Raw genomic sequence first — 22,688 nt, 5'->3', positions numbered from 1 at the left:
CCTCGGGAGGAAAGCCGCCGGAATAATCGGTCGGCTCCCCACTCCGCCATCGGGGTGACGGTCACCAGCCCGAGGACGTATCAGGTCGTTGTCGAGCCGACAACGGCTTGAGTGGAGTGGAACTCGATGACGAACGTGCGCTGAGCGACTGCCACGATGGAAGCATCCAGGCTGGCCATTACCGAGATGAGTAGGCAGACGCCGCCGATCTGCAACAGTCTGGCGTCCTGATGTTGAGCCTGAGGTCGTTCTGCGACGTGCTCTCCGCTCAGTGTGGCGAGGCGGTCAGTCCGCTAAAGATGCGTGCAAGCGCGCTGGCGTAGGCCCTCGGGTGAGTCATATAGCCGACGTGGTCACTGGGCAACTCCACCATGTTTGTGCGAAGGCGATTGGCCAATGCGACCGCGCACCGGTTGGGCCAGGTTCCTCGTGAGCCGCGGCCACCGGCTGGGATGATTCCGGTGGATGCTGCTTGTAGCTTCGCTGAGTTCAGCTTGTAGTGAGTCACTGCGGGGAGATCGTGTGTGAGGAAGAAGTTCAGGTTGGCAGCAGCCGGTCCGGTCCGCTGTGGTGGTTCGACCCCTGGTTCCAAGTCGTCGTAGGTCGCGCCGATATCTGCCACGAGGAGCCCGAGGGCGGCAATCGGCCCCGTGGTGCGATTGGTTATCTCCATCTCTTGTAGCGTCGCTTCGGCGTGGGTTCTGTCGAGGGGTGCCAGCAGTGGCGGGTGCGGCGGTTCGTGGGCGACCAGGGTATGAACCTGGGCGGGGTGGGAGGCGGTCAGGTCGAGCCCGATCAGCGCTCCGATGCTGTTGCCGAACACGAATGCAGGTTCGGTCGTCAGTGCGGTGAGAAGGCGGCTGGCGTCCTCACTGTGTGTCTCCACGCGAAGTGTCGTCGGTGGAACGTCAATCTTGCTCCGTGACAGTCCCCGTCGGTCGTAGGTGACAACTGTGTACTGGTCGGCAAGGTGGTTGGCCAGCGCGTCCATGGTGTGGGCGTCGCCATGTCCGCCGGTGAGCATCAGCAGCACGGGGCCAGCGCCGCGAACTTCGTAGTGCAACTGGGCACCGGGCACGGCCAGGCTGGCGTACTTCTTGTCGGCCATCGGCTTTCCTCCGCGATATTTGTCGGGCTTGTTCACATGTTGCGAAACCGATTGGGGTCGCATCGTTGGAGACTTCGTAGTTCATCGATTGGTCAACCACCCCGCGGTGTCATAGGTGGGCTTACCCGCGGTAGTCCGCGTGCGGACCGGCGACAGACCGAATGATCGCCAGTCGGACCCTTCGTCGATGGGGTTCCAGGTTTGTCGTCACGCGATGAGAATCACTCAGGCGCATGCCCTCCTCGGCGGAAGCGCCTGGGAGATGAACGCGGTCCTCTAGGCGCTGGGGTGGCCGACTCGGCAGCACACGAGAAGGTCGGAAGGTCAACGGCCTGTTGTGAACTCGGGTTGATCGAGTACCCGTAGCCAGCTGCCGTCGGGCTGGCGGCGAACCACCTGGGCGCGGGCGCCGACTTGATCCTTGGGTGGGGTCGAGGTCAGTGCGAGGTCACCGGAGATCAGCGTCGGCAGAGGCTCTTCCGGTTCGAAGTGTGGCCGGTTGCCAAGTACCTTCTGCCATAGGGCTTGAATCGCCGCTCTGCCGACGGTCTGGCGACCCGGTGGGTAGGCGATCACCGCGTCTTTCTCGTAGAGCAGCGCGATTCCTTCGGCGTCGCCAGCATTGGCGCGCTCGACGAACAGGCGGGTCAGATCCTCGGGGCGCAGTGCCTTCTCGCGGGTGGTCACCATAGTCCTTTCGCCTCCAATTCTGTTTGATGAATCCACCCTGCACCGGACAGATATAGAAGTCCAACAGATTGTTCTTCTGATAACTAGAATCACTGGTTATGGAATTGCGTCAGTTGGAGTACTTCGTAGCGGTGGCCGAGGAGGCCAACTTCACCCGGGCGGCGCAGCGCGTCCACATCAGCCAATCGGGCATCAGCGCGCAGATCCGACAGCTCGAACACGAACTCGGTCATCCACTGTTCGACCGATCGACGCGGACCGCGAAGTTGACGGCGGCCGGAGCGGCAGCACTCACACCTGCCCGTGCCGCGCTAGCGGCAGCGGCAAGCGTGCAGGAGGCGGTGGACGACGTCGTGGGTCTATTGCGCGGGCGACTCCGCATCGGCATGGTGGTCGGCTGCACCATCACACCGTTGTTCATCGCCATCGAGAAGTTCCACAGCGATCATCCAGGCGTGGAAATATCTGTCCAAGAGGGCAATTCGGAGCAAATGATCGACGCAGTCGGTTCAGGTGATCTTGACATGGCCCTAGTTGGTGCGGCCGGCGAGCCGCCCGACTGGCTCGGCGCAATGACTATTGCCAGCGAGAACTTGGTTGCCCTGGTGCCGTTGGGGCATCGGCTGGCCAAGAGGCGGCGGATCGCGATCGATCAGCTAGACGGCGAGCCGATCGTGTCAATGCCGGCCGGCACCGGGATCCGTGCCACCTTGGACATTGGTTGCGCCGCTGCGGGATTCATCCCTCATATCACGGTCGAGGCGACTGCGGCAGATACCGTGGCGGACCTCGTCGAACGCGGGCTCGGGATCGGAGTGCTCAGCGCGTCGATGACCGCTGCCCACCGAGACCACTTGTCCGCCGTACCACTGACCGGGATAGCGTTGCCAGCGTTGTTGGCTGTGGTGTGGTCGCCGTCGCCGAGCCCCGCGCTGCGGGTGTTCATACCCCAAGTGCGCGAGGCATTCGAGCGTGGTGCAGCTTCATCGTCGCCATGATTCCGTGGAGCCTTCCTGCCCACAACGTGGCCTGCAGGACTCTCATACATCCTGGATCAACCAACCGGGGTCAGGGCAGAGAGCAAAATCTCGCGACGGTTTCAGTTCAGCAAAGGTACCGCAGCTTGTGTGCTGCGGGGAGCCGGCATCGCCTGGCTGGTCTTAGTGTGGTCTGCTGTGGCCGGACTGGAAGCAGGTGTGAAGCGCTGGAACGCTACGCTTCGGGTAACAGTGGTGGCCTTGGCGATTGCCATGTCCTGCCTCGGGATCGCCCCGGTAGCTCAGGCGGCTGCGGCCGCGGCGAGGTTGTCGGTGTCATCGACGTGGCAAACGGGGTTCATCGCCCACTTCACCATCGTCAACGCAAGCACGGTGCCGATGACGGATTGGCGGCTCGAATTCGACTTGCCTGCGGGTGAATCCATTTCGCACACGTGGAGCAGCAACTTTGCGCAGTACGGCACGCACTATGTGCTCACTCCGGCGAATTGGAATCGCATCATCGCGCCGGGGGGTACCGCCACAGGCGGTTTGAGGGGCGTGCTGAGCGGCACCTACTCGCCACCGTCGAATTGCGTGCTCAACGGGCTGTATCGCTGCACCTGAAGGTGTGCGGGTCAACGCGGGGTCGGTGCGACAGCCCGCGCCAATTCTGTAATTCGGTTATAGTCCGGCCGGACGAGGGATTCAGCCGCAACTGACCGACACCACAGGAAGGCGCGAGACGAAACCCATGAGGACGACCACATACCGCCACACGGCAGTCGTCGGCCTGGCCGCCGTCGCGCTCATCACCGTGGGCTGCAGCAACGGCACGAGTGTCGACGCGTCAGCGCCGCCTCAGGTCGAGTTGATCGCCACCTCCACGACCGAAAGCCCGGCGCCCGCCGAAGTGAAGCTGATCGGGGAGAGGGACGTCGAGGTGACGCTGACCGGCCCGATCGCTGCCAAGTACTCGTCGGCAACCGAGAAACAACGGAACGCTCTCGGCAAGCCACTGACCGGTGACCGCAACGCGGGGGCACGGGAGAGCGGCCTGTTGTTTCAGCAGTTCCAGGGCGGCGTGATCACCGCCAAGAACGGCGAGGCGGGCACGCCTGCATACATCACCTGGGGCAAGATCCGGGAGGCGTGGAACATCCCACGGGATCCGGACGGCACGCCTGCGGTCTCCGGCGAAAACGGCTCAGTGGGTCCGCTCGGCGCACCCACCAGCGACGAGACCGCCGATGGCGATCTGCTCGTGGAGACGTTCGAACACGGCCAGATCTCGTACAACACGAAGTCCGGTCAGGTCGAAGTGACTGTCAACGGCAAGGTCGTGCCGTCCGGGTTGTAGGCGCTGCCGGTTGGCCGACCGAGCGCACTGATCGACAGGGCGCTATGCGTCTGAGTAGTCCGCGGTGATCCAACGGTCAGGTCGTACCGTGAACAACACGCTGGCAACGTCGCTCATGCTCGCGACAAACGCGCGGCCGCCTTCTTCGCCCAGGTATCGGATGGCGATGTCATGCTTGATCTCCAGCGGCGCGGGGTTGGTGACGTCAACGACGGTGCCCTCCACGACGACGTACTGATAGGGCGGTTCCTCGCGCTGAACGACGAGTGTCACCTTGCCGGCTTGCTGGATCAGCCGTGCCTTCCGGGAGGCGGCTCCCGTGTTGATCAGGATGTCGCCACCGGGGACGTAGCCGTACCAGATCGGCACACTCGCGGGCGGGCGCCCGTCCTCCGCGTCGACCGAGAGCACGCCGATGTGTTTGTCTGCGAGGAATTTCTGTCGTTCCGTTTCGCTGAATGGTGTCACGCTCGGCCCAACAAGCCGGCACCGCCAAGCTATTCCGCGAACCAGATGAACAGATCTCTTTCGGAACGACAGCGTACGGCGGTGCCGCTCGGACCAGTCACGCCGCGAAGTGTCGGAACCTAGGCGCAATCGCGGCCAGACACCGCCAGCTCCCGCTGGCGTCGCATCCACACGTTCCGGCCGGCGACAGGGCGGTAGCGTCGGGCTCCCCACGGTGACTTCGGGTGTTGCGTGGCGAGCATTGCGGCGAAGCGTGCCATGCCGAGCAGAGCTCGAAGGCTGCGCATGTTGTCGTGCCGGGACTCGGCGACGACTTTGGCGACGATTGTGGGTGCGACTCTCGCAAATTGGCGCGCGGTCAAGATGCGCAGGGGCGCAACGCCTTTGTTAAAGACCAGCGCGAACCGCTGGGCGGCGTTCGCATCGCGTGCGCCGATGCCGAACAGGGTGTCAGCGAGTGCAGTCGGTAGGTACGGTTCGCCGAGGAAGCAGTTGGCCAGATACATCTGCCAGGCGTCCTGGTCCCGCCACCGCCACCACGACGGGTTTCGGTATCCAACGTCCCCTGTGCGAGCCCGCGTTCGATATGGTCGGAGAGCCGTTCGGCTTGCCGGAAGGCGTCGGACTGACCTTGACCCAGTGAATAGTCCTTGAAGTTTCCGGCGTCCCCGACAAGCACCCAGCCAGGCCCTGCAGAGGTCCGAAAGTAGTTGTGCCACTTCTGCATTACACGTATGGGGCCGACCCGCGTGGCACCTCTTACGGCCTCGGCGAGGGCTGGGAACCGGGCCAGTTCGGTCTCGAAATTCGTGTAGCGGTCGGCGAGAAACTCCGAGCGCTGATCCATGGGCACGTTGACCGATGCCAGGAAGCAGCCGTCGAGAGGCAAGCCAAGGTACGCGGAACTTCCGAGGCCCGGACCCTGATTCACCGTCCCGAAGTAGAAGCCGACAGCGGGGTCAACGCCTTCGTAGAAGGCCCATGTGGGTAGGCGGCCGGCGGGATGAGTGCAGTATTCGGCGGCGCCGACCGATGTGGCCACCGTCGAATTTCTCCCGTCGGCGCCGACGACCAGGCGGGCCCGAATCTCCCCGTCGCGGGTGGCGACGCCGACCGCCCGGCCGTTCTCGGTGATCACGTGCTCGACCAGGCATCCGGTGCGCACGTCGGCGCCGGCGTCGACAGCACTGTCGATGAGGATCTTGTCCATCGTCAGTCGGCGCATGCCCAGTGACTGACCGTATTCGGCCGGGTCGAGGGCTACCCGGAAAACGCAGTTCGTGCTGGTGATAGTCGCGTTCTCGATGGTGTACGGGCCGGCGGCCAGCACATTGTCGAGCACGCCTATGCGGCGAAGCACATCGATCCCGTTGGACTGGAACGCGCTGGTCGACGGTGTCTCGCTGGGAAATTGCGCCTTGTCGACGACACAGACTGACAGCCCCCTCTGCGCGAGCATCACCGCGAGCGGGGCGCCGGCACACCGCGCACCCACAATCACCACGTCGAACACTGTCACCCCGGTTCCTTCCCTGACACCTAGGGCAACGAGCCTACGGCTTTTGACGGAAAAACGGTACCGCTGGTACTGCATACTTTGGCGGCTCAGAAGTCGATGACGACCTTCCCATGCGGTGGGCGAGCCTTACCGCTCCTGCTCCGTATCAGTAGATGCTGCCTTCTCCGGCAATCTCGTGTGGCGTGAAGAGGTAGCTCTACCTTTTCATTCCAGGATCGCCCGCGCCGCGCGCTCAGCGATCAGCATGACCGGTGCGTTGGTGTTCCCGGACGTGATCGTCGGCATCGCGGAAGCATCAACCACGCGAAGGCCCGCGACGCGATACACGCGACAGTCGGTGTCGAGGACGGTGCCGGCTGAATTCGGGATGCCGTGTGCATCAAAGGATCCCATCGCACAGGTGCCCACGGGGTGGAAGATCGTCGTACCCAGTTCGCCGGCGGCCTGCTGCAGATCTTCGTCACTCTCCAGTTCGGGGCCGGGAAGCACTTCTTGCGGGTGGTAGCGGGCCAGAGCCGGCGCTGCCATGATCTGCCGGGTCATCCGGAGGCCGGTCACAGCGGCCCGACGATCGGCGTCGGTCGACAGATAGTTGCAGAGAATCTTCGGGTTGGTCAGCGGATCTGGGTCGGCGATGCGTACATGGCCACGCGAACTGGGTCGCAGATTGCAGACCGAGGGAGTGATCGCTCCGAAGCGGTGCAGAGGTTCGCCGAATTTGGGCAACGACAATGGCTGCACGTGCCATTCCAAATCGGGACTCGTCAGTTCCGGATCGCTCTTGGCAAATGCACCCAGCGTGGAGGGCGGCATGGTCATGGGCCCGGAACGCAACAGCAGATACTGAAGTCCCATGCCCCCACGGGTAATCCAGTTCCGGTACAGCGTGTTCACGGTCGGAGCACCCTTGATCCGGTAGACCGTTCGAAGCTGCAGATGGTCCTGGAGGTTTTCACCTACTCCTGGCAGATCGACGGCCACCGGTATGTGGTGTTGAGCAAGCAGTTCGGCCGGACCGAGCCCCGAGACCTGCATCAGATGTGGCGAGCCGATCGCTCCGGCGCTCAGGATCACCTCCCGACGGGCTCGGACGTCGACTATCTGACCATCTTTGAGCAGCCGAACGCCCGTGGCGCGGCGCTGCGCTGTGGTCCAGGCACCGCGACGCTGGTGGTCGTGGACCTGGTCGTCCATCAGCACCTGCAGGGCCTGGGCGTGGGTGTAGACGGTGAGATTGGGTCGATGGGCGACGGGATGCAGGAACGAGTCGGCCATCGACCAGCGACGGCCACGCCGTTGGTTGACGTGAAAGTAGGCGCTGCCGGCGTTGTCTCCCCGGTTGAACTCGTCGATCGGGGCGATGCCCACCTGGGCAGCGGCGGCCTGCCAGGCGTCCAAGATCTTCCAGCGCACCCTCGGCCGCTCGACGCGGATCTCACCACCCGAGCCGTGCCAGTCGTCGGCTCCGCCGAAGTAGTGCTCCAACTGTTTGTAGATCGCCAGCGTCTCGCCTGGACGGTCCGGGCCACCCCACAGCCAGCGTTCGTCACCCGTGGCCTGCGCCCACAAGGCGTAATCGCTTGCCTGCCCGCGCATGTGAATCATGGCATTGATCGACGAGCAGCCGCCGATCACGCGGCCCCGCGCGTAGATGATGCTGCGGCCCATCAGCCCCGGGTCCGGCTCGGTCGTGAAACACCAGTCGGTACGGGGGTTGGCAATGGTGTACAGGTAGCCCACCGGCACCTTGATCCAGAACCAGTTGTCCTTGCCGCCGGCTTCGATCAAGAGCACCCGGTGGTCGGGGTTGGCGCTGAGCCGATTGGCCAGCAGGCAGCCCGCACTGCCGGCTCCCACGATGATGAAGTCGAATTCGACGACGGTGCTCATGTCCGGCACTGTTCCTCCGTCGCATGGGATGTGTCCTCGTGTGCGGTGACCGTATCAGCGCCTCACGAGTGCGGGGCCGAGCGCGCGGGTATTGCGCGACCAGTGGCAGGCGATCGTTGGGCGGCAAGGTAATACGCGGTGGATGCGGTGTAGTCAGTCTTGATCTTCGTCGCGTTCTTCCTCGCGACGGCGCGCGGCTTCGATCACCTCGGGCGGGACGGGACGCTGCAACCAGGCTCGTATCCGTAACAGCCCGCCGGCGATGGTGCCGACGGCGAGCACCGCAACGAGGATCCAGAGCGCTGTGGACATACCGCAATTGTCCGCCTGCGACCGGCGTGTTCGGGCGGATTCGTGACAGGACGTCCCTACAGGGCTCGGCAGGTTCTGAGGTAGCTCAGGAACGATGCCTGTAGGCCCGTCACGTGTGTCTCGTGCAGGATTTCGCTGGTGACGGCTCGGCTGCGGGAGGTGAGGCGATGAAGAATGGTCGCCGTATTCATCGCGAGGTTTCGGTAGATGGCGAGGTCTCCGAGAAGCTCTCGGTCGTTGAAGGTCACGTGCAGCTTGGTGGCAGGCTGGCTATCGCCCATCGCCTGGAGCTGGGCGAAGACCTGGCTGTCTGTAGCGACGACGCCGGGGCTTCCCGCTCCGACGCTCTCGAAGAGGCTGGTGCCGTTCAGCCAGGCATAGAGACTGAAAAGTCCGCCGTAGGAGTAGCCGAAAAGGCCGTGACCGCCTGTGGCGGTGCCATATTCGCGCTCGATCCGCGGGTGCAGTTCGGTGGTGAGGAACTTCAGGAAGAGGTCGGCGTGGGTGTCGCGTAATTCGGCAAGGTACGCATCGGCTTCCTCGCGTGTCCTGACGCCGGCTTGCAATCCGAGCTCCACGGCATCGATGAGCTCCTTGGCGATGGGCTCGCCGGGCGGCACGAAGTCTCTGTTGCGCAATCGGTCCCAGTGTTGCGCATCCTCACCCGCGTAACCAACGCTGACTTGGATGTAGGGCTGGATCCGTTGCATGGGATCCATCTGGGTGACGATGAGGGGAGCCGTCATGCCCACAGCCCAGTTCCCGTCCAGCACATACACGACAGGCGCCTGCGTCGTGGTGCGGTCGTAGCCCGGTGGTGTGGTAACCCAGAGACCGTAGTCATGCCCGCCGCTGGAACGCATTTCGAAATAGTCGGTGTCGGCGAGACAACCTTGCCACATGGGGCTCATCAAGGGCCTTTCACAACTCGGCCGGGCTCGCGGTGCGGCGCCCTCAGCAGAGTTTATCCATTGGATAATTCTTATCCAATGGATAAACTGTAGACGTGGTCTTGTCAACCGCGGAACGCAGAGGCGACGCACGCGGCCGTCTCCTGGCTCGCCTTGTCGATGCCTTCGAGGGCTCCCTTCCCTCACCGGAGATGTCGCTGCGGGAGGTCGCCACCCGGGCCGAGACCAGCCATGCCCTGCTGCGGTACCACTTCGGGTCGCTCTCAGGCGTCTTGGCGGCCATGCTCACGGTGCAGCGGTCTCGGGACAACGAGGCGCTTTTGAAGACCGCCCAGCAGGGAACCTTTGACGATCTCGTCGTGGCGATCTGGCGCGTCTACACCCGCCCGGAGCAGCTGTCGCGTGTTCGCGGCTTCTTTCACGTCGTCGGACTCGCTGCATACAGCCCGGGGGAGTTTCGTGAGTTCATCGACTCGCTGGATGACCTGACCGCGATGCTGGCATCGCTCGCGCAACGCGAAGGGCACGACACCGATGAAGCGCTGAGCATGGCCACCGTCGCGGTCGCGGCGATTCGCGGCCTGCTCTTGCAAAAACTTCTGACCCCAGCGGTGCAATCGCAGGACGCAGTCGACCTGATCCTGCGCATGAGCAAGCGCTGACGCACATTCGGGGCTTTGGGGCGTTGGCGCGGTCTGTCGCCACTCGAGCCCCCCGAAACCATTCCGAATCAGCATTTTCAGCAAAGGCTTTCCGGGTGTCGCCGACCGCCACACAGAACGAGAATGCGACCGTTGTCCGGCCACCCGACAGATGGATTAGGAGGACCGGCAAACAGTATTGGTGTCCGACGCAGGTGGACGTCTACTCATCTCATGAAAGCGTAATTGTTACTGGCAAAATTTCGTACAAGTGAGTGCGTGAGCCGTGCCTGTGGGGTCTGCGATGCCGTGCGCACCAAGGCCTTTGTAGTTCGTCGCGGCGCCATCATTTCCGAGGTGAAATGGGAGGCAGTCCGACATGGCGGTGCTTATGCTTAGAGCACAGTCGATCAGCTAACCGGCGACGGGAAGTGTGAACGGCCGGGTACTGAGGTTACCGACTAACGGGTTTCGGCAACGCAAGGAGTTTGACATGGCGGCCCGGGGGCTCAAGGCGCTCAAGAAAATCATGCAGACAACATTTGATCCGAAGCTGGTGATTCCGGATGAAGTGAAGGTGACAGAACTGACCGGCGATGACAGTTTGGCCAGGAAAGATCTTTGTCAGCATCCGATTCCTCCTGGCTCCCTGATATGGAAGTATTGGGGGCGTCTCGACGTTGCATTTTTCGGTAGCCCGGTCATGGGCCCCATTGCGGGGGCGTGGCCACAGATGGGTCAAGCGACCTCAGGTTCTGTCCTTTTCACCGGTGACAGTTCCTTCGGCGCCCGCGCCAAAATATATAAGGAGCGGACGCGGAGATCCCGAGAGTACATTTATGGCGCGGTCTACGACGCGCCGGAAGAGGCGAAGAAATACGGACTGAAGATTCGGAATATGCACAAGCCTGTCAAAGGCGCTCTGCATGACGGTACGTATAATGCTTTGAATGCGGAAACTTTCTATTTTGCGCATGTGACGTTCTTCCATTATCTGCTGATAGTGATCATCGAGCAGTTGTACTTCGAGGGATCCATGCCAAGGGCGGTGAAGCAGCAGATATTCGAGGAGTCCAAGGAGTGGTACAGCCTACTGGGCGTGGACGATCGCTCGCAGCCCGATACGTACGAGGATTTCGAGCGGTATCTGGACAACATCGAACGTAATCGTTTGGTGAAATCTCAGGTAACGCAGGTCATGCTGGAACAATTTATGGAGCCCCGGCTGGCGCCGCGGTGGTGGCCCACAGTCATGAAGAAGCTGGTATGGCCATGGTGGGCAGCGCGGCGGCAAGTCGTCGTCAATAGCTATCCGCCCCACGTGCGGGAGCTGTTCGGTTTGGAGTGGACTCCCGAGGACGAGGAGATTTCTCGTCGCTTTATGCACATGTATCGGCGGTTCTATGCGATCGTCGAGCGTCTGCTCCCGCTGAGGTTTTTATACCTGCCGATCGCGGTGAGCGGATTTGAGCGGGAGGGGGTCGACCCACGCAAAATCACCCTGGAGTCCGCACAGCAAGCACTCCGGGAAAGTCGTGCCCGCCGCGCTGCGCGCGAGAGTGCGCCAACAGATGAGGCGAACGAGGTGCCGGCTTCCGGCTGAAAGGGTCAGGCCGAGAGAGCTTTTCAGGATAGTGGTAGGTCCATCTTGACGTCGCTACGGACGATTCTCCAAGCGGTGTCGCGCAGTTCAAGGTCTAACTCGAAATATCCGGACTCGACGGGCCGGACCGGCGGCTCAGGGAGGGTTCGTACTTCGTAGACGATGAATTGGGCACTGATGTGCGCCATTTCCCCGTCGACAGTCACGATGTGATCCGTGGTCACGTGGTGGCTGAACCCGCCGGGCGGATGGGGTTTGATTATGGTCGCGACGGCATACTCGATGTCCTCGGTGTGGAACTCTGGTGCGGCTTCGATATATCCGCCGTCTTCCGTCCTGCTCCACATCTGGATCACTGCTCCCGGTGCGAATAGTGCGGCTTGTGCGGTACCGTCGCGGCTGTCGCTGGCGCGAACGTAGCGTGCGAGGATCTCTTCGATCTGTCGTTCTACACTCTTCATCTTCTCCATCCATCTGTGATTGCTTGGTGCTGTTGGGGTTTCGGGCCGGCACGGTCAGTTGGCTCGTCGGCACGGCAGTGTGAAGTCAACGCCGAACCAGTGCCTCATGGCGTGTTCCAAGCCGTCCTGATCATCGGGTCGCTCGGTCGTGTCCGCCCATGCGACGTAACCGTCCGGCCGGACGAGTATCCGATCAGCCGCCACCGGCTCGATCGGGTGGCCGACGACGAGGGTCAGGCTTTCGGTGAGCTCCCGGCAAGGGCGAGTTCGCAGGCGAGCATGAGGTCGTTAGGGCCCGCCCCTGCGATCAGAACGTCGATCATCAAGAACCTTCATACCGAATCGGTGCGGGAGGGCCCGCGCTGAACTGATCGAGCACTTTTGTGTTGTGACGATCGACAAATCGCGGATCGTGGCCGCGGCCAGTGACACCTAGATGTCGATGACGACCTTGCCGTGCACATGCCGGCTGGCTTGAAGCTCGACCGCGGCGCGGATCTGCTCCATCGGAAAACTCGCCGCAATCGGTACTCGAAGTCTGCCTGCGGCGACGAGACCGGCGATCTGTTCGATAGCTCCAGGCGCAGCGTTCGCGCCGTTGGCCGGGATAACGCCATCGACCTGGGCTGCGATGGTGGTGATCCGCTCGTCCGACACGCCGAGTTCTCGTGCGGCCTGGACTGTTTCCGTCCCGTACAGGTCGATCGCGGCGGTGACGCCGGTGGGAGCCAGAGTGCGGACCCGCTCGACCAACCCGTCGCCGTACGCGACCGGCTCGGCCCCGAGGGACCGAAGGGCGTCGCCTGACGAGGGTGACCCGGTCCCGATTACCCGTGCGCCCGCGATGCGAGCGAGCTGGACGGCAAAAACACCGACTCCTCCTCCCGCGCCGCCGATGAGCAGCGTGTCGCCCGGACCGGGGTCGACCGCGGCGAGCGCCGCGGCGGCCGTGGACCCGGCGATGGCGAGAGTGGCGGCAGTACGGTCATCGACGCCGTCGGGGGTGTGGTGGGCGGCGCCGCCCGCGGCGATGGTTCCCGCAGTGTCGATGACTATGTAGTCGGCCACCGCGCGGCTCAGGGCGCCGCCGAACACCCGGTCGCCCACCGCAAATTTGGTCGCACCGTCACCGACCTGGTCGACGATCCCGGCGTAGTCGGTGCCGAACCCGCACGGGAGGCTCAAGCCGAATCGGGCGGCGGTGTCCGCGTCGGAGGTCATGAACCAGTCCATCGGGTTCAGTCCGGCGGCCCTGACCCGCACACGAATCTGTCCCGTACGGGCCTGCGGCGGAGGTATTCGGGTGACATCCAGGACTTCCGGCCCGCCGAATGACTCGAGGACCACTGCTCGGCCGGTAGTCGCGGAAATGTCCACGCGCTGTTCCTCGGTACTCAACTGATTTTCCTTCACAGAAATGGACTATGCTCCGTTTCGTCAGTCACCGTACCACAAACGGAGCGTGATCCGCTTTGGATGACTCGAGCGATCGTCGGCCACGGGCGGACGCTTCGCGCAACCGCGAGCAACTCCTCGAAGTGGCGACGCGGGTGTTTGCCTCCGCCGACACCGAGCCGTCGATGCGCGCCATCGCGCGTGAAGCCGGGGTGGGGATCGCCACCCTCTACCGGCACTTTCCGAACCGCGAGTCCTTGGTCGATGCGGTGTACCGCGATCAAGTCACGCGACTGACCACGGGTGCTCGCGAGCTGCTTGACCAGCTTCCGCCGGCAGCGGCGCTACGCCGCTGGATGGATATGTTCGGTGACTGGATTGCGACCAAGAACGGCATGCTCGACACCTTGGTCGCGATGGTCGAATCCGGCGAGATCGCTCACGCCCAGACGCGTTCCGAGTTGCTCGCGGCGATCGACGACATCCTCGACGCCGGTCGGCGAACAGGTGAGCTGCGCGAGGATGTCAGCGCCGAGGACATCGCCGCCGGACTCATCGGGGTTTTCACTGTGGCAAAGCCACCGGAGCATGATGCACGGGCAAGTCGCCTGCTGAATGTCCTGATGGACGGCCTGCGCGCCAGACGCTGAAGCGCCGCCCTGGGTGGACGTCGAAGCGGGCCGGTGCAAGATACGGACCATTTCGGCTGTCAGGTCGATGACTTCGCTTCTGCGACTGAATGTGTGTGCTCGATCCTCAGGATTCGAGATACTCTGATCCGTCGCCGTTGCGAGTGAAACTTCAGCCGTAATCGACGGCCAGAGTCACAGTGTAACCGCCAAAGGCGGTGAGACCCAAAGCGAACTGGCCGCCGTCATCACAGCGAGGGCACGGGGTCTCGGATTCTCAGCCGGTGTGCTGGAACTCGACGATGTCCGTGCACGCGTCCGCGCACCGACAGACTCAACTGCTTTTTCGTCGCGCAGAATTGGCTCACCCGTTGTCCCGCCAGGTGAGCACCTCCTTGAGCGACGCGAGGTCGTAACCGTTGTCCGCGGTGAGTTCGGTCTGGAACAGCGTGACGCCTGCTTCACGGAAGGCATCGGCGCTTTCGGCGTTCTCCCACAGCGTCGAGCGTTCGATATCGGCGCCGTTGCGGCCGAACGTTGCTGCCAGCTCGTCGACGCGGTCACTGGACCTGCGGAACGCGTCGAGATCTTGGAACGCGTGCCAGATGTCGGCATGCCGGGCAACGGCGGGCAGCGAGCGCTTGGGCCCCGTCCCGCCGATGAGGATCGGGATCTGGCGCACGGGCGGCGGAATCAATGCCGAAAGCCGGTTCTCGATGCGGATCAGGCTTTCGTCGAACAGATCGAATCGGGAGCCGAAGGTTCCGAAGTCGTAACCGTAGGTGGTGTAGTCCTTTTCGTACCACCCCGCACCGAGGCCCAGGATGAGCCGACCGCCGCTGATGTGGTCGACGGTGCGCGCCATGTCAGCGAGCAGGTCCGCGTTGCGGTAGCCGACGCCGGTGACAAGGAGCCCGATCTCGGCGTGAGAAGTGATCTCGCCCCACGACGCAAGCGCGGTCCAGCCCTCAAAGTTGGCGACATCGGGCTGCTCGTCTGACAGGACGGGCTTGCCGTCGATGATGGCCTCCATCGCCGGGCGGTGGAAGTGGTCGTAGCCGAAGATTACGTCGACGCCGAGGTCGTCGGCGGCCAGTACCGCGTCACGCCACGTGCGGTAGTCGGGCGCACCGCCGGGCTGGACCTGCACGGCGACGCGGACGGGACGGGTCATGGATGCTCCTAGGTCGGGGAAAGAGCCAACTCTCGAGCCAAGTGCACCCGGTGCGGGATTTATTCCGGGGTGGCGGGTCCGATGTGGGGAGACCGCCGTCAATCCGACGAGCGGGCCTGACTCGGGTAGCGTGGGGCACGACCTCGAGGAGCCTCGCCATAATCTCGCACCCCATCACCATCGAGCTGTTCCGCGGACTCGCAGAGCTCGAAGACACTGGCCGCGGCCAACTTCCGCACCGCCTACCGCGTACCGCACGTGCGCAATGCGACGACCCGCAACTGTTGAGCGCTGAAGCGCAGCCCTCGGGTGTGCGCGTAGCGGTGCGCACGGCCGCGACCGCGATCGAGCTCGATCTGTTGCGGACACGGGTTGTGTTGACCGGCGTGCCGCCGCGTGCTGACGGTGCCGTGGACCTACTGGTCGACGGTCGGCGGGTTCAGCATGCGACGGTGTACGGCGGCGATCTGGTGCGCATCAACCCGGCAACGGGTGCAACAGAGATGGAGCAAGGCGAGGTGGCGACCCTTCGCTTCGACGGGCTTGCGCCGCAGGACAAGACGGTCGAACTCTGGCTCCCGCATTACGAGCGAGTCGAGCTGATGGCATTGCGCACGGATGCACCCATCGCAGCCGCTGCGTCGGAACGACCCATCTGGGTGCACCAGGGCAGCTCGATCAGCCAAGGCTCGAACGCGGCCACCCCCAGCACCACGTGGCCCGCGTTGGCGGCCGCCCATGCGAACCTCGACCTGGTGAACCTGGGCTTTTCGGGTAGTGCCATGCTGGATCCGTTCGTCGCCAGGGCGATTCGTGACCACCCCGCCGACCTGATCAGCGTGAAGATCGGTATCAACCTGGTGAACTCGGATCTGATGCGCCAACGCGCGTTCGGACCCGCTGTGCACGGGTTCCTCGACACCATCCGCGACGGGCATCCGACGACGCCGATCGTGGTCATCGGCCCACTGCACTGTCCGATTCACGAAACCACGCCAGGGCCGGGAAGTTTCGATGGGGAAGCGCTAGCGGCGGGCACGATTCGTTTCATCGCGCTGGGCGACCCTGCCGACGCGGAGGTTCCGAACGCGGGGTTACGGCGGCTCACGCTCAAGGGCATCCGCGCACAGCTCACTGAGATCATGGCACGGCGTCAGACCGACGATCCATCCCTGTCCTACGTCGACGGTCTCGACCTGTACGGACCTGGTGACGAGGCGGCATATCCGCTGCCCGACAATCTGCACCCCGACGCCGCCACCCATCGCCTCATCGCAGAACGATTCGTCGCATTGGCGTTGGGGTAGCGGTGTCCTCGGGAATGTCGCTGTGGGGCTGGTCCATATCCCCAGCCGAGCAGCGACGCAAACGGCGGGCAGAACCTTCCGCCCAGATCGACCCGGCGAGGCAGCCGAAGGGCACTCCGGCTGCGACGTGACCCACCGGATGAAAGCGGTGTATTCGACTGGTAGCCGCCAAATTCGCTTCTGCCGAATTCTCCCTAAGCTGGCATCCCGAATGCGGGATCAGCCGAGATGCGGCAGGAAACAGACTCTGATTGTCGGCTGGGTTGACTCAGCCGACATTGGGACGATTATTCGCTGCCGCAAGATGAGCGCACCGCCCTGTGCCTGGCGGTCGCCGAGTGGTACCAAGGGAGAGATGGATCTGACAGAGCGTTACGAGTGGCAAGGGCGTCAGATTGCGTGGACCAGCGCCGGAGACGGTCCGGCAGTGGTGTTTTGCCATGGCACGCCGTGGTCTTCGGTGCTGTGGCGACCGATCGCGAGTGCCCTGACCGATAGATACACCGTCTATCTGTGGGACATGCCGGGATACGGCCAGTCATCAAAGCAACCCGGCGCGCCCGTCGACTTCGGAGTTCAAGCGGACGCATTGACTGCGTTGTTGCGGCATTGGGACATTGCCCGTCCGCACGTGATCGCCCACGATTTCGGGGGTGCGGTATCGCTTCGTGCGCACTTGGTCGGCGGTGCTGACTATGCCTCGCTCATGCTCATCGATGTCGTCGCAATCCCACCGAGCGGGTCGCCGTTCTTCAAGTTCGTGCAGGACAATCCCGGCCTGCTCGACCAGCTCCCGGGGTACGTTCACCGCGCAATTGTTCGGGCCTACATCGGCAATGCAACCAATGTCGGGCTGCGCGACGGTGATCTTGACGAGTTGATACAGCCGTGGTGCGGCGACGAGGGCCAGACTGCCTTCTATCGGCAGATCGTCGACTACGACGAGCGCTACCTGCGTGAGAACGAAGAGCTGTTGGCGAACATGACTGTGCCGGTTCATATCGTCTGGGGCGATCAGGACGCGTGGATTCCAGTCGAGCGGGCGGATCGATTGCACACTTTGATTCCCGATTCGACGGTGCGCAAGGTGCCCGGCAGTAATCACCTGATCCAGTTCGATGCTCCCGAACAACTGATGTATGAGGTGGCGTCATGGCTTGATCGTGCGTCGACGGGCCGGCATCAGACAATGTAGAAGGTGAGGCCGACGAAGACCTTGATATCTATCGTGTCCAGCATGGGACTCCACGCATACGGGCAAGCGATGGCTGGTGCTCATCTAGAGAGTGCCGGACCTGCTTGCCGAAGCTGTCCTCTGTGACAGTGCCTCGCCGCCTCCGTGCCGATGCTCAGCGCAGCCGTGATCGTGTGATCAGCGCTGCGACGGAAGTGTTCCTGCGCGACGGCGTAGACGGTTCGCTGGAGGAGATTGCCCGTCAGGCCGGCGTCGGATCGGCGACACTGCATCGGCATTTCCCGTCACGATGGGAACTGCTTGATGCGGTCTTTGCCGATACGGTCCGGGCGTTGTGTGTACGGGCCGCCGCTGACAGCGCGGCCAGGGATCCTGCGGCAGCTTTGACATCTTGGTTACACGATGTGGGGGAGTACTTCTCCGAAGTGCGCGGACTGGCGGCCGCCGTGCTGCACCACCGTGGGAACACGTCGTGCGAGGCGTGCCACCGGTTACTAGTGCAAAATGGCGGCCCGCTCCTGGCGCGGGCTATCGCATCGGGCGCAGTGCGCCAAGACGTCACCATCGAGGAATTGCTTTCGTTGGTGGGTGGGGTGGCCCTCGCGACCGAACACAATCCGTCTGGCGGCCACAGGTTGCGCGTCCTGGCGCTGGAGGGCATCAGACCGCAGTGACGTCGGCGGCGATCGACTCGAGCTTGTCCACGCCGGAGTTGAAGTCCGCCTCCACCGGCATCAGGACCACGTGATCGGCGCCGGCTTCGATATATCGTCTGGCCGCCGCGGCGATGGTAGCTCCCGAGCCCGCGGCGGTGAGGTCGGCGGTCAGGCGGTCGCTGCCTTCGGTGCGATCCTGTGCGGTATAGCCGAAACTGTCGAGCACCCGTCCATACGGAACGCCTTTCATGGCAAAGATCTGCGAAATGCTCTGCGATGCATCACCTTTGGCCTTCTCTTCATCGTCGTCGACGGATGTCATCAACCCTACGATGATCAGCTTGTCGTCTCCGAGCACCGATCGGATCTCCTCGACATAGCGTGGCGGAACCAGCGACGGGAATGCGCCGTCGGCGATCTCGCCGGCTTGCCGTACTGACCGCCGGCCATTGGCGCCCACAACGGTGGGGTAGTCGACCGCGGGGACGTCCAGCAGCGGAACAGGTTCCGGCATGCGCGTCACGTACTCCCGCAACTGGGCCAATGGCTTGCGATACACGAGGCCCGCCAGCGGCGCCATGAAGTCATAGCCTGATCCGAGTCCCAGCAGGAACCGGCCCGGGAAGGCTTCTACCAACTGATGTGCCGCGGCGTGAGTGACCATTGGGGGACGGGCCCACATCGGGGTCACCGACGTCCCAAAAGTCAGCTGATCGGTCGCGCCCAGCAGGATGGCGATCTGCACGAAAACGTCCTTGCCGCCTACGCCCTCGTTGGCCCAGCCGTTGCGGTAACCCGCCGCTTCCAGGCGACGCGCCGCCTCGATCTGTTGTTGCACAGGAGGCACTGCTGATAGTCCGATGCTCGGCATCGCGAATCCGATCGGTCGCAGCGTGCGACGGACGGCGGTGAGGCGTTCCGGGGTGAGCATGTGGGCGCTCCTCAAGCGATTCGCTGAAATGGGGTGTCACCCCACTTACCGTTCCGACCATACGCACCGGCCCCCGAGGAGGTCAAAGGTGTGGCGGACCCTTCCTGCGGGCGCGCGGCTTCGAGGTATCCGGCACCAGCTTCGAGCGGGAACCCTCTATGACGTACGCAGTCGACAACAACTTGCTGATCGAATACGACAAGACCTGTCGATATCTAGCCGCAATCAACGATATCGACACGCTGACGGAATACGTCACGACGTTGCACAACTGCTTCGGCCATCAAGACCGTTGGTCGATCTTCGACCGAAACATCTGCATGGCTGTTGGTCGTTGGGCGTGGACGCTGCGGGAGCGAGCGGTGCTTGACCCGAACTGAAAGCTTGTGTGCTGCAAGGTAAACAGAGGAATGTATCGGAACGGCTGGCCTAGGATGGCCGTATTGCCCAATGGGGCAAGGTTGCTCGCCCTTCATGGTGACCGCGCGCAGGTGCACCGACGAGCGCGTCCCGGTACCGTCGACCCGTCGGAACCGTTCCGGGGTTGGGGGTTCATGCACAAGATCGATCCTGCTGGTGGTGCGAAATGGCCAAGGACGCCGGCCGTTCGTAAGCCACCGGCGCCGAAGGCTCCCGGCCAACTTCCGCCCGGCCCGACTGTCGCGATGCTGGCCGAGCTGCAACGCAGCGCTGGCAACCACGCCGTCGTCGACACTCTCGCATCCGCCGCAACGTCGAGCCCGGCTGCGCTGCAACGTCAGCCAACAAAAGTGGCAACCGCCCCGGCGTCTGTCGCCGCCCCGGCGGCGCCGCGGACGGGTCCGGTAGTCGTCACACACGAGGGCGTGCCGGTGAGCACCGACAGCGCGCAGGTACGCAAGGCGCTCGAGGACCAAGTGACGACGCGCGGCTGGACGAAGGGCAGAGACTGGGCGTTTCGGCTCATCAACATCGACATCTCGCAAGACCTCAACATCCAACTGAACCAGAACGTCACCGGTGACGAGCTGCAACGCGTGAGAACCACGCTCAAGGCGCAGGTGTCCGCGCTCGAAACCGATGCCGGGTCGCTGGTGACGACGTTCGAGAACGACTCGAAGACGACAGCCCGCGAGATCCTCACGGCCTCGGAGAAGGAGATCAACGAGCAACTCAAAACCCTGGGCATCAAAGAGAACACGTTCCTGGGCATCGGCACCGGTGGCTACTCTATGGACAAGGCGGCTGCAGCCGGAATGCGGACGGCCATACAGGATCTCATCAGCTCGCGCATGGTCGCAGACAAGGCTGCCAAGGTCTATTTCGCCGCGCGAGACGAGGCCAACGCCGCCTTCAACAAGACGGCCGCCCCGTCACTTGCGGCCGCCATCCCGGAGATTACACTGACTCCGGAGCTGGCGAAGCGGCTCGAGACCTCGGAGGCAGAGGGCCTGCGCACCGCCCGCGCGTACGACGCCATGGCGGCCGAGAAGCAGAAGACTTATCCGATTCTCGCCACGGTGACGCCGGGGCCCGATGCGCTGAACCAATTGATCGATCTGGCGGGACGCAAACCCGACAGCCTGGCCGGCCAGCTTGCGTACATCGCCCAGGACAGGCTGAAGAACATCGCGACGGTTCGGGAGGAACTCGGCGGACGCTTCTCGGTCTGGAAGGAGCCGCGACTCCGGGACATCACAAAGCGGCAGACCGGGGTCAAGGACTGGCAGGCCCGGGTGATCGACGAAAAGGTCGCCGCCGTCGCCGCCGCCGAACGTGACACCCAGATGTTGATCGCGGCGGTGGCCATCGGGCTGGGCCTTGTCGCGGCCATCCCGACGGGCGGTGCCAGCGTCGCGGCCGCGGCGGCCGTCACAGCCGCGGCAGCCGGAAGCATGGTGCTGTCAATATACGGTGCCTACGAGCACTATCAGGACTACAGCCTGACCGCGGCCGCGCAGTCGACGAGCTTCGACAAGGCCAAGGCGATCTCACAGGGCGAGCCGCCCGACATCTTCTGGCTGGCCGTGGACATCGTCACCGCGATCGCCGACGTCCAGCAGGCCGCCACCGCCTTCAAGGCGTTGAAGGGCGTGCTCGCCGAGGCCAAGGCGGCCAAGACCGCCGAGAAAACCGAGGAGCTACTCGAAACCGCCCGCAAGTACGGGGTTCCCGAGGAGACTCAGACGAAGCTCGTCGCCGCGGCCAAGGGCGGCGTGGACGGTGCGGACACGACGGCGAAGGTGGCAGCCAACCTCGATGACATCCGCAGGGTCTTCGCCCGTGGCGAGAAGTTCGCCGAGGACGTCGAATTGGCGAAGGCCTACACCAGGGCGGCCGACGAGGCCTTCAAGGAGGAGAAGGTGTTGATGTACGCGGGCACCGCGGAGGAACGTCAGGCTGCCGTCCTCGAACTCGTCCGCAAGCACGCGAAGAAGGGCGCCAACGTCGAGGCTGAAGCAAAACGGCTCTCCGCTGAAATCGAGAAGGCGGGCACCAACGGCATCTACGACCCCGCGACCGACACCATCATCGTCAAGGCAGAGCGGTCGCGGGTCGCGGTGGCGTCGACGCTTGCGCACGAATTGGCTCACCGGAAGCAGGAGAAGAACCTGCTCGGAGGTTTGCAGGCTCTGTCCACTCAACAGATGGAGTACCAGGCGTTCTACGCACAACAGCAGTTTCTCCGGAACCTGAACCTGCCGGCTCACCGCATCCCCAGGAACTACCAGTGGCTGATGACTGCCGATCAGGCGGCGATCAGGGCGTACGTCCGCGAGAACTACAAGATGACCCAACTCGGCGTGGCGGGCATGTTCGCGAACTACGACGACGTGGGCAAGTGGATCCTCACGGCGATTAGGGGAGGGAAGTGACCACCGTCGACCTCGGCCGCATCGGCGCCGCCATTGTCGCCGAACACCTTGCAGACGAAGGGGAGTCCATCCTCGACCTCGAGGTAGGTCAATCCGCCGTAAGGATCCGCACGACACACGGCGCGTGGACGGTGGCACCGACAGAAGCGCCGCGCGACGACCTGATGATCGTGGCGGGAGTCACTGCGGTGGTCGACGCCGCCGGTCCGGTCCGTTGCTTCGGCGTCTTGCCGGACGGCCGTATCCTGCCGCTGTACGAGGCGCGCGGACTGCGCGACTACGTCGCCGCCGTCCAGCCACCACTCGACCCTGTGGACGTGGCGCTGCTCGTCGCCGAACACGCCGATCCCAACGATCGGGCGAGGTTCGTGGTCCACACGCCTGGCCGCACTGCAGCAGGTGCACCGGTCGCCGCGCCGCATACCGTGTCGGACGGCCGGGCCGGGACGCGCGTGTCAGTAATCACCTACACGTGGGAGCACTCCGACGACAGCTCGACGAAGCACCACGACGAGTGGACCGTGAGTGTCGGCGCCGACGGCCAGTTGGACTGGACGCACACAGCATTGGATTAGGCTTGCGCACCATCTGCGGGCGCCTCAGGTT

Annotated in this window: 24 protein-coding genes; 12 read left to right on the top strand and 12 right to left on the bottom strand. The window is 63.6% G+C overall.

Annotated elements, in window-relative coordinates; translation table 11 throughout:
- Positions 1 to 268: 268 nt before the first annotated feature.
- Positions 269 to 1,108 carry an alpha/beta fold hydrolase gene (locus G6N67_RS31765; protein WP_036440853.1) on the bottom strand — a complete coding sequence of 280 codons (840 nt, stop codon included), beginning with the start codon at positions 1,106 to 1,108 and terminating at the stop codon, positions 269 to 271.
- Positions 1,109 to 1,432: 324 nt separating this feature from the next.
- Positions 1,433 to 1,795: a YybH family protein gene (locus G6N67_RS31760; RefSeq protein ID WP_197747941.1), complete on the bottom strand. Its 363-nt coding sequence runs from the start codon at positions 1,793 to 1,795 to the stop codon at positions 1,433 to 1,435.
- 101 nt (positions 1,796 to 1,896) lie between these two features.
- Here G6N67_RS31760 and G6N67_RS31755 point away from each other — a divergent pair, with 101 nt between their 5' ends.
- From G6N67_RS31755 to G6N67_RS31745, 3 genes are all read left to right on the top strand, one after another.
- The gene (locus tag G6N67_RS31755) at positions 1,897 to 2,796 is read left to right on the top strand and encodes a LysR family transcriptional regulator (RefSeq protein WP_036440318.1); all 900 of its coding nucleotides are present in this window, start codon (positions 1,897 to 1,899) and stop codon (positions 2,794 to 2,796) included.
- Between the two features lie 177 nt (positions 2,797 to 2,973).
- Positions 2,974 to 3,402, top strand: coding sequence for a cellulose-binding domain-containing protein (locus tag G6N67_RS31750; protein ID WP_036440321.1), 429 nt, complete (start codon positions 2,974 to 2,976; stop codon positions 3,400 to 3,402).
- Positions 3,403 to 3,529: 127 nt separating this feature from the next.
- Entirely contained in the window at positions 3,530 to 4,135 is a 606-nt protein-coding gene (locus G6N67_RS31745) for an LGFP repeat-containing protein (RefSeq protein WP_036440324.1), read from the top strand.
- 42 nt (positions 4,136 to 4,177) lie between these two features.
- Here the strand turns inward: G6N67_RS31745 and G6N67_RS31740 are convergent, their stop codons facing one another.
- From G6N67_RS31740 to G6N67_RS31725, 5 genes are all read right to left on the bottom strand, one after another.
- Positions 4,178 to 4,603, bottom strand: a complete 426-nt coding sequence (locus tag G6N67_RS31740; RefSeq protein WP_036440326.1) for a pyridoxamine 5'-phosphate oxidase family protein — start codon at positions 4,601 to 4,603, stop codon at positions 4,178 to 4,180.
- 358 nt (positions 4,604 to 4,961) lie between these two features.
- Positions 4,962 to 6,122 carry an NAD(P)/FAD-dependent oxidoreductase gene (locus G6N67_RS31735; RefSeq protein WP_163642369.1) on the bottom strand — a complete coding sequence of 387 codons (1,161 nt, stop codon included), beginning with the start codon at positions 6,120 to 6,122 and terminating at the stop codon, positions 4,962 to 4,964.
- Between the two features lie 204 nt (positions 6,123 to 6,326).
- Positions 6,327 to 8,012: a GMC family oxidoreductase gene (locus G6N67_RS31730; RefSeq protein ID WP_036440333.1), complete on the bottom strand. Its 1,686-nt coding sequence runs from the start codon at positions 8,010 to 8,012 to the stop codon at positions 6,327 to 6,329.
- A gap of 153 nt (positions 8,013 to 8,165) precedes the next feature.
- The gene (locus G6N67_RS38860; protein WP_110798664.1) at positions 8,166 to 8,324 is read right to left on the bottom strand and encodes a hypothetical protein; all 159 of its coding nucleotides are present in this window, start codon (positions 8,322 to 8,324) and stop codon (positions 8,166 to 8,168) included.
- A gap of 56 nt (positions 8,325 to 8,380) precedes the next feature.
- A complete protein-coding gene (locus G6N67_RS31725; RefSeq protein WP_036440336.1) occupies positions 8,381 to 9,235 on the bottom strand; it encodes an alpha/beta hydrolase in 855 nt (284 codons plus the stop codon).
- Positions 9,236 to 9,330: 95 nt separating this feature from the next.
- Between G6N67_RS31725 and G6N67_RS31720 the strand changes: the two genes are divergently transcribed.
- Together G6N67_RS31720 and G6N67_RS31715 are read left to right on the top strand one after the other, a co-directional pair.
- Positions 9,331 to 9,897 (top strand): TetR/AcrR family transcriptional regulator, encoded by a 567-nt coding sequence (locus tag G6N67_RS31720; protein ID WP_036440338.1) that lies wholly within the window; start codon positions 9,331 to 9,333, stop codon positions 9,895 to 9,897.
- Positions 9,898 to 10,369: 472 nt separating this feature from the next.
- Positions 10,370 to 11,479 (top strand): oxygenase MpaB family protein, encoded by a 1,110-nt coding sequence (locus tag G6N67_RS31715; protein ID WP_051579200.1) that lies wholly within the window; start codon positions 10,370 to 10,372, stop codon positions 11,477 to 11,479.
- Positions 11,480 to 11,502: 23 nt separating this feature from the next.
- On the opposite strand, the gene G6N67_RS31710 is transcribed toward G6N67_RS31715, so the two are convergent.
- The 3 genes from G6N67_RS31710 to G6N67_RS31705 all read right to left on the bottom strand — a co-directional run bounded on the left by G6N67_RS31710 (position 11,503) and on the right by G6N67_RS31705 (position 13,338).
- Positions 11,503 to 11,949 (bottom strand): nuclear transport factor 2 family protein, encoded by a 447-nt coding sequence (locus G6N67_RS31710; protein ID WP_051579201.1) that lies wholly within the window; start codon positions 11,947 to 11,949, stop codon positions 11,503 to 11,505.
- Positions 11,950 to 11,994: 45 nt separating this feature from the next.
- Positions 11,995 to 12,144 (bottom strand): aromatic-ring hydroxylase C-terminal domain-containing protein, encoded by a 150-nt coding sequence (locus tag G6N67_RS39750; protein ID WP_341271405.1) that lies wholly within the window; start codon positions 12,142 to 12,144, stop codon positions 11,995 to 11,997.
- Between the two features lie 228 nt (positions 12,145 to 12,372).
- A complete protein-coding gene (locus G6N67_RS31705; RefSeq protein ID WP_051579230.1) occupies positions 12,373 to 13,338 on the bottom strand; it encodes an NADP-dependent oxidoreductase in 966 nt (321 codons plus the stop codon).
- Between the two features lie 74 nt (positions 13,339 to 13,412).
- Here G6N67_RS31705 and G6N67_RS31700 point away from each other — a divergent pair, with 74 nt between their 5' ends.
- Complete coding sequence (locus tag G6N67_RS31700) at positions 13,413 to 13,985, top strand: TetR/AcrR family transcriptional regulator (RefSeq protein ID WP_036440344.1); 573 nt, start codon at positions 13,413 to 13,415, stop codon at positions 13,983 to 13,985.
- Between the two features lie 343 nt (positions 13,986 to 14,328).
- Here G6N67_RS31700 and G6N67_RS31695 read toward each other — a convergent pair whose 3' ends face one another.
- Positions 14,329 to 15,138 (bottom strand): LLM class F420-dependent oxidoreductase, encoded by an 810-nt coding sequence (locus G6N67_RS31695; RefSeq protein WP_036440347.1) that lies wholly within the window; start codon positions 15,136 to 15,138, stop codon positions 14,329 to 14,331.
- A 158-nt stretch (positions 15,139 to 15,296) separates the two neighbouring features.
- Between G6N67_RS31695 and G6N67_RS31690 the strand changes: the two genes are divergently transcribed.
- The 3 genes from G6N67_RS31690 (at position 15,297) to G6N67_RS31680 (ending at position 18,314) form a co-directional block, all read left to right on the top strand.
- On the top strand, positions 15,297 to 16,445 hold the full coding sequence (locus tag G6N67_RS31690; RefSeq protein WP_036440865.1) for an SGNH/GDSL hydrolase family protein: 1,149 nt from the start codon (positions 15,297 to 15,299) through the stop codon (positions 16,443 to 16,445).
- Between the two features lie 355 nt (positions 16,446 to 16,800).
- Entirely contained in the window at positions 16,801 to 17,640 is an 840-nt protein-coding gene (locus tag G6N67_RS31685; protein WP_036440351.1) for an alpha/beta fold hydrolase, read from the top strand.
- A 122-nt stretch (positions 17,641 to 17,762) separates the two neighbouring features.
- The gene (locus tag G6N67_RS31680; protein WP_036440354.1) at positions 17,763 to 18,314 is read left to right on the top strand and encodes a TetR/AcrR family transcriptional regulator; all 552 of its coding nucleotides are present in this window, start codon (positions 17,763 to 17,765) and stop codon (positions 18,312 to 18,314) included.
- Here the strand turns inward: G6N67_RS31680 and G6N67_RS31675 are convergent.
- On the bottom strand, positions 18,301 to 19,134 hold the full coding sequence (locus G6N67_RS31675) for an LLM class flavin-dependent oxidoreductase (RefSeq protein ID WP_163642367.1): 834 nt from the start codon (positions 19,132 to 19,134) through the stop codon (positions 18,301 to 18,303). The two genes, G6N67_RS31680 and G6N67_RS31675, sit on opposite strands and share 14 nt — an antisense overlap.
- A gap of 251 nt (positions 19,135 to 19,385) precedes the next feature.
- On the opposite strand from G6N67_RS31675, the gene G6N67_RS31670 reads away from it, so the two are divergent.
- The 3 genes from G6N67_RS31670 (at position 19,386) to G6N67_RS31660 (ending at position 22,657) form a co-directional block, all read left to right on the top strand.
- The gene (locus G6N67_RS31670; protein WP_036440359.1) at positions 19,386 to 19,607 is read left to right on the top strand and encodes a hypothetical protein; all 222 of its coding nucleotides are present in this window, start codon (positions 19,386 to 19,388) and stop codon (positions 19,605 to 19,607) included.
- A gap of 471 nt (positions 19,608 to 20,078) precedes the next feature.
- Complete coding sequence (locus G6N67_RS31665; RefSeq protein WP_131524838.1) at positions 20,079 to 22,082, top strand: hypothetical protein; 2,004 nt, start codon at positions 20,079 to 20,081, stop codon at positions 22,080 to 22,082.
- Entirely contained in the window at positions 22,079 to 22,657 is a 579-nt protein-coding gene (locus tag G6N67_RS31660; protein WP_036440366.1) for a hypothetical protein, read from the top strand. The genes G6N67_RS31665 and G6N67_RS31660 overlap by 4 nt, the downstream gene beginning before the upstream one ends.
- Positions 22,658 to 22,688: the final 31 nt, after the last annotated feature.

Origin of the sequence: Mycolicibacterium mageritense (genome assembly GCF_010727475.1) — a bacterium.
In the GTDB taxonomy this organism is placed as follows: Bacteria; Actinomycetota; Actinomycetes; order Mycobacteriales; family Mycobacteriaceae; genus Mycobacterium; species Mycobacterium mageritense.
The sequence above is the reverse complement of the archived record's forward strand: the minus strand, read 5'-3'. Positions and strand labels throughout refer to the sequence as shown.